At 35.9% G+C, this 12,146-nt stretch carries 14 protein-coding genes; 13 read left to right on the top strand and 1 reads right to left on the bottom strand.

Annotated elements, in window-relative coordinates; all coding sequences use genetic code 11:
• Positions 1–14: 14 nt before the first annotated feature.
• The 10 genes from HHU08_RS23025 to HHU08_RS22980 all read left to right on the top strand — a co-directional run bounded on the left by HHU08_RS23025 (position 15) and on the right by HHU08_RS22980 (position 9,418).
• Positions 15–359 (top strand): PTS lactose/cellobiose transporter subunit IIA, encoded by a 345-nt coding sequence (locus tag HHU08_RS23025; protein WP_169189416.1) that lies wholly within the window; start codon positions 15–17, stop codon positions 357–359.
• Positions 356–1,693: a 6-phospho-beta-glucosidase gene (locus tag HHU08_RS23020; RefSeq protein ID WP_169189415.1), complete on the top strand. Its 1,338-nt coding sequence runs from the start codon at positions 356–358 to the stop codon at positions 1,691–1,693. Before HHU08_RS23025 ends, HHU08_RS23020 begins: the two co-directional genes overlap by 4 nt.
• A 57-nt stretch (positions 1,694–1,750) precedes the next feature.
• A complete protein-coding gene (gene chbG / locus HHU08_RS23015; protein ID WP_169189414.1) occupies positions 1,751–2,452 on the top strand; it encodes a chitin disaccharide deacetylase in 702 nt (233 codons plus the stop codon).
• Between the two features lie 641 nt (positions 2,453–3,093).
• The gene (locus HHU08_RS23010; RefSeq protein ID WP_169189413.1) at positions 3,094–3,465 is read left to right on the top strand and encodes a GntR family transcriptional regulator; all 372 of its coding nucleotides are present in this window, start codon (positions 3,094–3,096) and stop codon (positions 3,463–3,465) included.
• A 2-nt stretch (positions 3,466–3,467) separates the two neighbouring features.
• Positions 3,468–4,151 (top strand): ATP-binding cassette domain-containing protein, encoded by a 684-nt coding sequence (locus tag HHU08_RS23005; RefSeq protein ID WP_224428014.1) that lies wholly within the window; start codon positions 3,468–3,470, stop codon positions 4,149–4,151.
• A gap of 293 nt (positions 4,152–4,444) precedes the next feature.
• Complete coding sequence (locus HHU08_RS23000; protein ID WP_016202577.1) at positions 4,445–4,642, top strand: hypothetical protein; 198 nt, start codon at positions 4,445–4,447, stop codon at positions 4,640–4,642.
• A gap of 112 nt (positions 4,643–4,754) precedes the next feature.
• A complete protein-coding gene (locus HHU08_RS22995) occupies positions 4,755–5,996 on the top strand; it encodes a PucR family transcriptional regulator (protein ID WP_169189412.1) in 1,242 nt (413 codons plus the stop codon).
• 157 nt (positions 5,997–6,153) lie between these two features.
• A complete protein-coding gene (ald, locus tag HHU08_RS22990) occupies positions 6,154–7,290 on the top strand; it encodes an alanine dehydrogenase (protein ID WP_169189411.1) in 1,137 nt (378 codons plus the stop codon).
• 200 nt (positions 7,291–7,490) lie between these two features.
• A complete protein-coding gene (locus HHU08_RS22985) occupies positions 7,491–8,435 on the top strand; it encodes an ABC transporter ATP-binding protein (protein WP_016202574.1) in 945 nt (314 codons plus the stop codon).
• A complete protein-coding gene (locus HHU08_RS22980) occupies positions 8,432–9,418 on the top strand; it encodes an ABC transporter permease (protein WP_016202573.1) in 987 nt (328 codons plus the stop codon). The genes HHU08_RS22985 and HHU08_RS22980 overlap by 4 nt, the downstream gene beginning before the upstream one ends.
• Before the next feature lie 317 nt (positions 9,419–9,735).
• On the opposite strand, the gene HHU08_RS22975 is transcribed toward HHU08_RS22980, so the two are convergent.
• Positions 9,736–9,873 carry a hypothetical protein gene (locus tag HHU08_RS22975; RefSeq protein ID WP_016202572.1) on the bottom strand — a complete coding sequence of 46 codons (138 nt, stop codon included), beginning with the start codon at positions 9,871–9,873 and terminating at the stop codon, positions 9,736–9,738.
• A gap of 250 nt (positions 9,874–10,123) precedes the next feature.
• Between HHU08_RS22975 and HHU08_RS22970 the strand changes: the two genes are divergently transcribed.
• The 3 genes from HHU08_RS22970 to HHU08_RS22960 all read left to right on the top strand — a co-directional run bounded on the left by HHU08_RS22970 (position 10,124) and on the right by HHU08_RS22960 (position 12,003).
• Positions 10,124–10,450, top strand: coding sequence for a MerR family transcriptional regulator (locus tag HHU08_RS22970; RefSeq protein ID WP_016202571.1), 327 nt, complete (start codon positions 10,124–10,126; stop codon positions 10,448–10,450).
• A 313-nt stretch (positions 10,451–10,763) separates the two neighbouring features.
• Complete coding sequence (locus HHU08_RS22965) at positions 10,764–11,528, top strand: threonine/serine exporter family protein (RefSeq protein ID WP_016202570.1); 765 nt, start codon at positions 10,764–10,766, stop codon at positions 11,526–11,528.
• 16 nt (positions 11,529–11,544) lie between these two features.
• Complete coding sequence (locus tag HHU08_RS22960; RefSeq protein ID WP_040343122.1) at positions 11,545–12,003, top strand: threonine/serine exporter family protein; 459 nt, start codon at positions 11,545–11,547, stop codon at positions 12,001–12,003.
• Positions 12,004–12,146: the final 143 nt, after the last annotated feature.

Here is a 12,146-nt window from a genome sequence, read left to right as displayed (position 1 = left end):
AGTAGGAAAATAAGGTGAATACGGAAGAATTATACCAGCTCTCCTTTCAGCTGATTTTACATAGTGGAAATGCGAGAAGCTTTGCGATGGAAGCAATCCAAGACGCGAAAAAAAAGGATTTTCATGCTGCCAAAAAGAAGATAACAGAGTCGGATACAGAACTATCAGAGGCTCATAAAATTCAGACAAAATTACTCCATCTTGAGGCGGGCGGGGACAAATTTACAATTCCAGTTATTCTTATTCATGCACAAGATCACTTAATGACAGCAATAACATTAAAGGAACTTGCTCTTGAAATCATTGAATTGCGTGAAGAATTTTTGCAAGGGACACCAAGAGAGGGGATGGCAGAATGAGTCAGAGCTTAAAAATAGTAACAATAGGTGGTGGCTCAAGCTACACGCCTGAACTAATTGAGGGTTTCATTAAGTATCATGAAGAACTGCCTGTAAAGGAAATATGGCTTGTTGATATTGAAGAAGGGAAAGAAAAGTTAGAAATAGTCGGGGAGTTAGCGCGTAGAATGGTAGCGAAGGCGGGAGTTCCCATCGATATTTTTCTAACATTAGATCGGAAAAAGGCACTGGTGGACGCTGATTTTGTGACAACACAATTACGTGTAGGACAGCTCGCTGCAAGAGCACTTGATGAAAAAATTCCATTGAAGCATGGCGTTATTGGCCAAGAGACAAATGGACCTGGTGGACTATTTAAAGCTTTTCGTACGATTCCCGTTATTTTGGAAATAGCAAAAGAAATGGAAGCATTGTGCCCCAATGCATGGTTAATCAATTTTACTAATCCTGCTGGGATGGTAACAGAAGCAGTACTTCGCTACAGCAACATTTCAAAAGTAGTTGGTCTATGTAATGTGCCGATTGGAATGGAACGTGGTGTTGCAGATTTATTGAGTGTTGATCCTGCAAGAGTAAGAATAGATTTCGCTGGATTGAATCATATGGTTTATGGGCTTGACGTTTATGTGGATGGCAAAAGTGTGAAGCGTGAGGTCATTGAATTAATAACAGATCCTGATAAAGCAATTACAATGCAAAATATTCATGCTATGGGATGGGAGCCTGAATTTTTAAGAGGATTAAATTTATTTCCTTGCCCTTACCACAATTACTATTATAAAACAGGCGATGTGCTTGCACAGGAACTAAAGGAAGCCGAAAAAGGGGAAACTCGAGCTGAAGTTGTGCAAAAATTAGAAGAGGGATTATTTGAATTATATAAGGACCCAGAATTGGCCATAAAACCTCCTCAGTTAGAAAAACGTGGAGGCGCTTACTATAGTGATGCTGCTGTACGTTTGATCCGCTCCATGTATATGGATAAATGTGATATTCAGGCAGTCAATACAGTAAATCATGGAGCTATAACAGGACTTCCATATGAATCTGCAGTGGAAATAAGTTGTATCATTACGAAAGACGGACCGAAGCCAATTGCTGTTGGCGAACTTCCAGTAGCAGTACAGGGGCTAGTAGCGCAAATTAAATCGTTTGAAAGAGTGGCTATTGAAGCTGCTATTTCTGGGGATTATGAAAAAGCCTTACTTGCTATGACTATTAATCCACTTGTACCAAGTGATCGAGTTGCAAAGCTAATTCTAGATGAAATGCTAGAGGCCCATAAAGCATATGTCCCACAGTTTTTTGCGAAAAAAGAAAGTGTTCGTATATAATAAGCTTGCTATGTAGCAGTAAAACATGGCTGTAAAGCTTTAAAAGGAGACGAATCCATGACAAAAGTGATTATTAATGCAGATGATTTCGGTCTAAGTCGAGGAGTCAACTATGGAATTATCGATACCCATCTCAAGGGGATTGTTACTTCCGCAACCATGATGATGAATGCAAAGGCAACAAAGCATGCCATTTCGTTAGCAAAAGATACACCGTCTTTAAAGGTAGGTGTCCATCTTGTATTAACATGGGGGAAGCCGCTGTTAGACGATGTCCCAAGTCTTGTTGATGAAACAGGGAAATTTAAAAAACAGATGTTTGTTTATAGCAATCCATTTTCTATAATTTTAGATGACTTAGAAAGAGAATGGACGGCGCAAATTGAAAAATGCCTAGATGCAGACCTTACACCGTCTCATTTAGATAGTCATCATCATGTACATGGAATAAAGGAGTTCTATCCCGTCATAAAAAAGCTTTCTGATAAATATAAGTTACCTGTAAGAAATGCAGGAGCTCATTTTACCGATATTCAAACATTAACAGACGTCTTTCTCGATGATTTCTATGATGATGGCGTTGTAGAAAGCTATTTTGAAAGATTGCATGAACGAGTGGAGGATGGGAAAAGCATAGAAGTAATGACCCATCCTGCCTATTTAGATCAAACGTTAAAGCAGGAATCTTCTTATACTATGCAAAGAATAAAGGAAACAAAAATTTTAATGGAAGCAAAGTCTGTTAAACAGATTATATAGTAACAACAAGGAGTTTGGCACAAAACAAAATATATAATGGATAAAGACGAACAATTGCGCTATAGACAGACGCACGCGTTCTACGGGGAGGAAGCTGAGCCTCGTCGTTGCACTGTGGGGTCTAAAGCTTCTCTATTTCCCGCAGGAGTCGAGTGTCCTCCGCTCCATTCCACTTCGTTTTTAGAGGTTATTTAGTTTCTTATTTTTTCAAAAAAATTAATTATTAGGAAAAATAGAGCAGACTGAATACACGTAGACTCCTATGGGAGTTGCGAGAAAGTCCAAGACCCCGCAGGAACGCAGTGACGAGGAGGCTTGGCGCTCGCCCCATGGAAAGCGAAGTGTATTCAGTCTGCGGGTGATTACCACAAACCTTCTTTGTTAAAATTAATAAAAAACCCGAGTTATTATACGAAACTTGATAAGCATCTTCATATAATAGTTTGGATTCAACCTTGGCTGGAATACTTATGTCCAGCCTCTTTTTTGTATTTTGATAAGGTGTCCCATTCCCTCATAAAATTAATCCACTTCAACAAATATAGAAATCGCCTATTGACTGAATAAAATAAATCATATATGGTTATATACATAACTATATAACCATATAACAGTAAAGTTAGAAAGGCGGTGATCCTGCATTGAACACATCATTTAATGACAGCAAGCCAATCTTTTTGCAAATAAAGGAGCTAATAGAAGATCAAATTGTTAATGACCAGTTAAAGGGAAATGAGCAAATCCCTTCAACTACACAGCTTGTTAACTTTTATAAAATAAATCATTTAACGATTTCTAAAGGAATCAATCTGCTTGTCGAGAATGGGATAATTTATAAAAAAAGAGGTGTAGGGATGTTTGTGGCAGAGGGGGCAAAAGAAAAACTATTAACGCAGAGGAAAGAGCAATTTCTTGATCAATATTTACTTCCCATGATCCAAGAGGCAAAAAAATTAGGTATCTCCGAGGAAGACATTTCAAAAATGATAAATCAATTAAAAGGAAGTGAATAAAAATGGGTTTTGATATAAAACTTAATCAAGTTTCTATGATATTTGGAAAATATCAAGCGTTAAAAGATATTAGTTTGCATCTAGAAGAGAATAAAATATACGGACTTATTGGCAGAAATGGGTCTGGGAAGTCTACTTTATTATCTTTGCTAGCGTCTTTTACTCAGCCAACAGCTGGATCTATAAAAATTGCAAACCGAGATTCGTTCGAAAATGCTGCGATTATGTCGGAGGTAAGCTTTGTTTACGAAACAGATTATAGTGCAGAAACAGAAAAGGTGAAAGGATTAATCGAAACGGTAGAAAGATATCGCCCTAATTTCGATCGCCAATATGCATTGGATTTAGTGAAATTATTTAACTTGCCCTTAGATAATTATGTATCAAAATTATCTAAGGGAATGCAATCTGCCCTCAATGTCACTTTAGGATTAGCTAGTAGATCGAAAATTACCATTTTTGATGAGGCGTATAACGGCATGGATGCTCCAACAAGGGAAAAGTTCTATAAAGAAGTACTGGCGGATTACGAACGATTTCCTCGGACGATTATTCTTTCGACGCATTTAGTATCCGAAATGGATTATTTATTTGAAGAAGTGGTGATTCTTCAAAATGGTGAAGTAATTATAAAGGAGCCAATCGATCTTCTACTGGAAAAGGGGGCTTCTTTTTTAACGGAGTAGAATTTCCGGTAGTACTCTCCTTTATAGGAACAATTTTGCTAATTCTGATGGTGCTTTGGATGAATCGAGTAACTTTAAAAAAGGTAGCTGTCAAAATGAAGTAATATTTATCCCATCTTAACGGACAGTAAGACTCCGGCCGTAAGCTTATGAGAATTCGAGGAAGATAGGTGGGAGACCAACTGTCCGTAAAGGTTAGAATGGTTCAATTAACTCGAAGTTGGAGATGAGGGAAAACCCAATGGAGGAAAGTTTTACTTTAAAGGAAATTAGTTTATAAAGGAGAATTTTAGATGGTATTTTTCGAAAAAGTATTTAATTGGCTTCTTGTCATTGGGTTGTTATTAATGGTCGGTAGATTATTAACATTGATGTTTATGTTTTTAGACATTCCGTTTACAACATTCTTTAAGGATTATAGTCTTGCATCCATTATTTTGCTAATTATAGGATTAATTGGTTCCCAGGCGATAAAGGAAAAGAAAAAATAGTTCTTGTATTTTTTCTAAGATTCTTATTGTTGAAAGCTTTCCAAACGCGATAAAATAAAAAGAGATACAAGTTGTGAACGATTTAAATAGCGTTTTGGAGAGGAGTAGATGGATGACAAGTGAGCCGCACAATCCGTTTAGAAGGGATATGTATGATTCCCTTGAAAGCTTTGCAGATCATGTTAGTGAACTATTAGGATGTCCCATTACATTGGAGGACCCCCATCATCGTGTATTAGTGTACAGCAGTCATGACGAAGAAACGGATATGGTAAGAATTTCTACCATCATTAGTCGCAGGGTTCCAGAGAAAGTGATTAATCGTTTATGGAAGGATGGAGTAATTCCTCAGCTTCTTCAAAGTAAAAAGCCAATTCGGATTAAAGAGAAGAAAGAAATTGGGCTAGGAAATCGCGTGGCAGTTTCGATTTGGAGAGGTGAAGAGGTAATTGGATACATTTGGGCAATTGAATTGGGTACTACTATTACAGAAGAGAAAATGGGGCTTTTAGAAAATGCGGCAACTGTAGCGCGTCATCTTTTAGCACGTTTTGCTACAAATAAAACCCCTACTTTACAGGATAACCAAGAATTCTTTTGGAGAATGTTAACAGGTTATGTGACAAAGGCAGATGTAGATGAGAAGCTAAAAGAAATCGGCATTTCTTCTTTAGGTTCCTTTACGGTGATGATTTTTCCTTTTTCTAAAATGATTACAAAGGAAATAGAAAAACATATTCTCTATTTATTGAAAGTATCACAAGACGTAAAAATTTCTTTCTCGACAATTGATGATAATGAATTAGTTATATTGGCATCTCCTCTAGGGGATAGCCGGAACTCCATTGCTTGTTTTAAAAAATTCATTAGTAATTTTCAGCAAAACCTAGAAGAAAGGTTTTCTATTAAACAGGTTAAAGGCTCATTTGGTGGAATCTACAAACAGTATGGCGATGTACCAAAAAGCTTTAGAGAAGCTAGAACTGTTCTGGAGGTTCGAGAGAGATTTCCCCAGGAAGCAGGTACGTTTTTTCATTATCAAGAATTAGGTATTTATCAGTTTCTAGATATTCTATTGGAAAAAAGAAGGCAGGATGGATCGGAGAATGTTGCTATACGGAATCTAAAAGAATATGATCAAACACATAATACGGAGTTATTGGCAACTCTTGAGATTTATTTAGATGAAGGTGAAAGTATGCAAAAAACAGCTGCACGATTGCATATTCATCCTAATACGCTTGCTTATCGTTTAAAACGGATGATCGAAATTATGGAAGTTGATTTATCAGTGCCTAGTCAAAAGTTTATGATTTATTTAGATTTAAAATTAATGTATTGGCAGAAGGAGTAGTATCCCCAACCCTTCCTCTTTTTCTATTTGTGTCTTTTCACAAATGAACAGTTTTTGTTTCATTAATTTTAACAAAGATAATTTTCAGAATTCGTCCTATTATAATAATAAGATATCTAACAGTTAATGTTAGAATTTATAACAAGGAGGAATTCTCATGATTATTGGTATCCCAAAGGAAATTAAAAACAATGAAAATAGGGTCGCAATTACTCCTTCCGGTGTTTCTTATTTAAAAAGTGGCGGCCACGAAGTGTTAGTGGAACAAAACGCAGGAGTCGGCAGTGGTTTTACAGATGAAGAATATGTGGTAGCAGGTGCGAAGATTATCGAATCCGCAGCTCAAGTATGGAATACAGCAGAAATGATTATAAAAGTAAAAGAACCACTAGCTTCTGAATACCAATACTTCCGCAAAGGACTCATCTTATTTACGTATTTACATTTAGCGGCAGAGCGAGAACTAGCAAAGGCTTTGACAGAAAACGGTGTAATTGGAATAGCCTATGAAACGATTGAAGTAAATGGGAAATTACCATTATTAACACCAATGAGTGAGGTTGCTGGAAGAATGGCTGTCCAAATTGGTGCACAATTTTTAGAAAAACCGCATGGTGGCAAAGGAATCTTATTAGCTGGTGTTCCTGGCGTGAAGAAAGGCAATGTAACGATTATTGGCGGCGGCATTGTTGGTGCCAATGCAGCGAAAATCGCAATTGGGTTAGGGGCAAATGTAACGTTATTAGATTTAAATCCTGAAAGATTAAGAGAATTAGACAATCAATTTGGTGCAAGCCTAAGCACCGTTATTTCTAACCCGGCGAATATTGAAGAAGCGGTTATAAATGCAGACTTAGTAATTGGGGCTGTGCTAATTCCAGGTGCAAAAGCTCCTAAATTAGTAACAGAAGACATGGTAAAGAAAATGGCTCCAGGTTCTGTTATCGTCGATGTGGCGATTGATCAAGGAGGAATTTTTGAAACAGTTGATCATATTACGACCCATGATAATCCTACCTACGTTAAGCATGGAGTTGTACATTATGCTGTAGCCAATATGCCTGGTGCTGTGCCGCGAACGTCTACTATTGCATTAACAAACGTAACAATGCCATATGCACTGCAAATTGCAAATCAAGGAGCAGTGGCTGCTATTGAAAGTAATTACGCCATTAAACAAGGAGTCAATACTTTCGCAGGAAAAATCACATATGCTCCCGTGGCAAAAGATCTAGGCTACGACTACAAGCCAGTCCAAGAACTTATCAACAATTTATCAACAACCACAGTTTGAACATAAATATTCTATAAGCATATCCACAACCGTTCCTCTTGAATAAATCAAGGAAGAACGGTTTTTTGTTGGATTTTTGTATTTCCATATATAATTGAAACTTTTCCCAGGGAAAAACGTATTAGTAAAAGAAAAGGGAAATAATACATCTTGTGGGTGACCGAAACTAATTTAAAGCAATTATATGAAGGGAGAATAAAATGAGCTTAAATGCATTAGAAGTCACAAATCTCACTAAGAGAATCAAAGGAAGAAATATTGTTGATAATGTTAGTTTTTCTGTGGAAAAAGGCGAGATATTCGGGTTGTTAGGACCTAACGGAGCAGGGAAAACAACCATTATCCGCATGATTGTTAATCTAATAAATAGAACAAACGGAAAAGTTGTGATAGATAGTCACAATGTGGATAACGATTTTTCAAAAGCGATGAGCAGCTTAGGTGCTATTGTAGAAAATCCTGAGTTTTATAAATATATGAGTGGATATAAGAATCTAAAGCATTATGCTCGTATGGCAAAGGAACCTATTACAGAAGAACGCTTTAATGAAGTTATTAAACTAGTAGGATTGGAAAATGCTATCCATCAAAAAGTAAAAACGTATTCACTTGGTATGAGGCAGCGTCTTGGGGTTGCTCAGGCGTTATTACATAATCCCACTCTTCTGATTTTAGATGAACCAACAAATGGCTTAGATCCTCAAGGGATTCGTGAATTTAGAGATTATTTACATTTGTTAGCTAGCCAAGGGATTTCTGTTTTAGTTTCCTCCCATCTTTTATCAGAAATGCAATTAATGTGCCATCGGTTTGCAATTATTGAAAAAGGAAAATTAATTCATATTTCGAAAATGGACGAGACGGTTTCTGAAGAAGAAGAAGTAAGTGTAAGAGAAGTAACGTTTGAATTAGAGTCACCAGAAAAAGCTGTTGATATCCTTCGTAATAGTGACATTAAGGTAGAGGAAATCTCCATAAAAGAGAGAGAATTGGTGGTAAAGCTAGCTAAAGAAACCATTCCTCTTGTCAATAAACTGTTTGTTGAAAACGATGTTGCTGTATATGGTATTTATGTTGTAAAAGCTACATTAGAAGATCGTTTCTTAGAAATAACCAATCAGAAGAGAGAGGAGGAAACAAAATGATTGGGTTAGTACAAAATGAACTAATAAAGATTTGGGAAAAGAAAAACAGCTGGATTTTCCCTATTATACTAATACTTGCCCTTATTGGTGGGAGTATTCTAGAGATGAAAATGACTCCGCAATATAAAGGGGATGACTGGCGTGCGTCTGTCCAGTCAGAAATAACAAAACTTGAAAAGAAGCTGCCTACAGCGAAGACAGAAGAAGAATTAATGAACAGTGAAGAAGATTTTGATTGGGAAGATACAAAAGAATCGATTGAAATGAATATTCAAGATTATAAAACTAATTTAGAAAATGATGTTAGTCCTTATACCACTTCTTGGTCAAACATGAATGGAATGGTTATCGGGATGAAATCATTAATTACTTTATTTGCAGTAATCGTTTGTGCTGGAAGTGTTTCTTCTGAATTCTCTGATGGAACAATCAAGCAATTGCTAATTAGACCACATAAACGATGGGCGATTCTTCTATCGAAATATATTGCTGTTTTAATTTATACTGCCATATTAATTATCTTATTAGTTGGTTTTGGTTATTTAATAAGCATAGCGTTTTTTGGTGTAGGAAGTATGGGAGATAAAGTACTTATTAATGGAGTTAGTGGTCAAATTATTGAAGTTGGCGCAGCTTTATTCTTTAAAATGCTTCTTTATTACTTGCCTGGATTATTGCTTGTTGTAAGCTTAGCCTTTATGCTTTCGACATTGTTTAAAAATCAAGCGATAGCCGTTGGAGTTGGGGTATTTGTATTATTCGTTTCCTCTACAATTGGCCAGGTTATTCAGATGCTAGCTACAGATTATGCTTGGCTAAAATTATTGGTATTTCCTCATTTGGATCAAACGATATTCTTAATGCAGGATAAAATAATGAATACAGTAACGATGCCGATGTCCTTAAGTATCTTGTTTGTCTATTATGCTCTATTTATGACGATCACCTTTTGGTTCTTCCAGAAGAAGGATGTAAGTATTTAATAAATAAAATAATGACCATCTATCAGTTCCTGTTTTATATGGGAAACCTGGCAGATGGTCTATTTTTGTTAGAGTATTAAAAAAATTTAGATATCACTTGCGGTAATTGCTAGATTCTTATAGAATGATGTTAGAATTATTGACAATGAAGATAAAAAAATATTACCTAGGAAGGGCTTGTTGAGGTGCATGGGGACATTTTAATGCGAATGTACGATGAAATAATTTCAAATAAAAGTGGGTAATGCCATAATCACTTATTGACTGGGCATTACCATATATAAAGAACATGAATTGTAAAGGGTATACAGTATTGTTTAGTTATTTTGAACAATTCGAAGAAGTTCATGGGCATGTTCACCGGCAACTTCTGCAAGGTGCTCCCAAATCTCGTCTCTCAAAAGATCCAGTTCCACGATCTTTTTAGCTAAATCGACTGCTTCTTTGGTTATCATGTAAGAAGGCTCCTCTCCATTTACATAAATAATACGTAATACCTATTCCTTGATGAGAACTACAAGGAATGGTTTATACATTTAGCATTTTAACGGAAAATAAATAAAAAATCATTAAAACTGTAAGGAAATCTTACCTATTTTTTGATTTTTATGTTAGAAAATATAACAAAAGACGTTCTGTTTTATCTGAAAAGTATTATAATTAAAACAAATGAGAATACTATTTAACTTCATGAGGTGAGATGTAATGGATCATGAGCCATCCTATAAGAAAAGAAAGGTAATAACCATTGGTGTTGTAAGTGAACTAACTGGTTTAACGGAAAGACAAATTCGATATTATGAACAACGAAAACTAATCTTTCCGGAAAGACCAGAAAGAGGAAATCGCAAATATTCATTTTCTGATGTAGAAAGACTCATTGAGATTGCTAATAAACGAGAAGAAGGCGTTCGTACACATGAAATCAGACAAGAGATTATGAAGAAGAATAAGGAAGAAGAAGAACGCAAAATAAAAAAACAAATGCTCCGAGGCCAAATCAACGCGAGATTTGGAATTCAAAACGATTAATAAAACAATTATATGTCTTTTCGTTAAGTCCATTGAATGCATAATGGACTTTTTATTTTGGAAATAATTTTTTCTTTTTCCTATATCCCTCATAAAAAATTCCGTCTATTTTATTTTTTGCTCAAATATTGATAAACTACCCATATTTCATATAAACTGTAATTTATTGATTAGAATAAAATCGAGAACGAAGGTCTATATTAGACTCAGTTAAATTTAATGAAATTGCTTTGCGCCAATTATATAGAAATTTAAACAAAAAAGAATATCTACTAAAAGGTGCATATGCTTTTCTACAATGGAGAGATGATATGTGACATATATATCGGTGGAAAAAACATATGACATAATGGAGATTTGTATATTAGCGGGTAGTATCATGCTGCAGAACGGGGCTGAAACGCACCGCGTAGAGGATACGATGACAAGGATTGCCACTGCTTATGGTGTAACCGATTCTGATTGCTTTGTAACGCCAACTGGCATCATTTTATCATTAGAAGGATTAGAGCCAACAAAAACAAAATTAAACCGTATAATTGAGCGAACAACTAACTTAGAAAAGGTAGTTCGTGTAAATGATATATCTAGGAGAATAAGTACGGGGACAGTAGGGATGAACGAAGCGTATTATTTATTAAAAGATGTGGAAACAGAGAAACGCAACTATTCTGATACTTTTCAAGTAATAGCGGCGGCTATTGCTAGTGGTTGTTTTCTTATCATGTTTAATGGTGTTTGGAGAGATTTTATTCCTGCTTTTTTTGCTGGAGGATTAGGATTTTTATGCTCTTTATATTTTCATAAAGTTCTCCAAATAAAGTTCTTTGCTGAATTATCTGCAGCCTTTGTTATCGGATTAATTGCCTTTTTGTCTGTTTCTATTGGTTTTGGCTCTGAAGTGGATAAGATTATTATCGGTTCCGTTATGCCGCTCGTTCCTGGTCTGTTAATTACGAATGCTGTGCGAGATCTAATGGCAGGACACTTAGTATCTGGTATCTCAAAAGGGGCAGAGGCATTTTTAACAGCAACGGCAATTGGCTCTGGAATCGCTGTTGCATTTTTTGTTTTTTAAGAAAGGGATAGAAGCGATGAATGAATTTTTAGCACAGGCAATAACTAGTTTTGTTGCGACATTTGGCTTCGGAATTATTTTTCATATTCCGCGGAAGCTTTTAATCCAATGTGGATTTGTAGGAATGGTTGGTTGGATGGCTTATTGGACAATTGTTCATTTTCATCATAATGAAGTAATTGCCGCCTTGTCTGGCTCTTTTCTTGTCGCCGTAATAAGTCAAGTATTCGCTCGAATATATAAATCACCAGTTATTATATTTAGTGTCGCTGGTATTATTCCATTAGTTCCAGGGGGAGCTGCTTATAATGCGATGCGTAATTTTGTGGAGAATAATTATTATGTAGCGGTAAGCTTAGCAGCAAAAGTCTGCTTAATTTCAGGTTCTATTGCGATGGGGTTAATGTTTTCTGAAGTAATTAATCAATTGATTTTCCGGGCTCATGCTCGGAAAAAGGTGCTTGATAAAGAGTGAATAACCTTTATTAAGCGCCTTTTTTCATATTATAGAAACAAGGTGTTTTGCTTTTGGAACACGTTCCATTATGTGTGAAAAAATCCTAAACCCCTCCATTCTATTTACTTGATCACTATTAGACGGTAACGTTATATACGAAG

Origin of the sequence: Niallia alba (genome assembly GCF_012933555.1) — a bacterium.
In the GTDB taxonomy this organism is placed as follows: Bacteria; Bacillota; Bacilli; order Bacillales; family Cytobacillaceae; genus Niallia; species Niallia alba.
The sequence above is the reverse complement of the archived record's forward strand: the minus strand, read 5'-3'. Positions and strand labels throughout refer to the sequence as shown.

Bases quoted from the DNA above. Each gene is read 5' to 3' on its own strand.
- HHU08_RS23005 (WP_224428014.1), top strand. From the start codon at position 3,468: ATGGGTTTTGATATAAAACTTAATCAAGTTTCTATGATATTTGGAAAA.
- ald (WP_169189411.1), top strand. From the start codon at position 6,154: ATGATTATTGGTATCCCAAAGGAAATTAAAAACAATGAAAATAGGGTC.
- HHU08_RS22975 (WP_016202572.1), bottom strand. From the start codon at position 9,873: ATGATAACCAAAGAAGCAGTCGATTTAGCTAAAAAGATCGTGGAACTG.
- HHU08_RS22960 (WP_040343122.1), top strand. From the start codon at position 11,545: ATGAATGAATTTTTAGCACAGGCAATAACTAGTTTTGTTGCGACATTT.
- HHU08_RS23020 (WP_169189415.1), top strand. From the start codon at position 356: ATGAGTCAGAGCTTAAAAATAGTAACAATAGGTGGTGGCTCAAGCTAC.
- HHU08_RS22980 (WP_016202573.1), top strand. From the start codon at position 8,432: ATGATTGGGTTAGTACAAAATGAACTAATAAAGATTTGGGAAAAGAAA.
- HHU08_RS22970 (WP_016202571.1), top strand. From the start codon at position 10,124: ATGGATCATGAGCCATCCTATAAGAAAAGAAAGGTAATAACCATTGGT.
- HHU08_RS23000 (WP_016202577.1), top strand. From the start codon at position 4,445: ATGGTATTTTTCGAAAAAGTATTTAATTGGCTTCTTGTCATTGGGTTG.
- HHU08_RS22985 (WP_016202574.1), top strand. From the start codon at position 7,491: ATGAGCTTAAATGCATTAGAAGTCACAAATCTCACTAAGAGAATCAAA.
- chbG (WP_169189414.1), top strand. From the start codon at position 1,751: ATGACAAAAGTGATTATTAATGCAGATGATTTCGGTCTAAGTCGAGGA.
- HHU08_RS22995 (WP_169189412.1), top strand. From the start codon at position 4,755: ATGACAAGTGAGCCGCACAATCCGTTTAGAAGGGATATGTATGATTCC.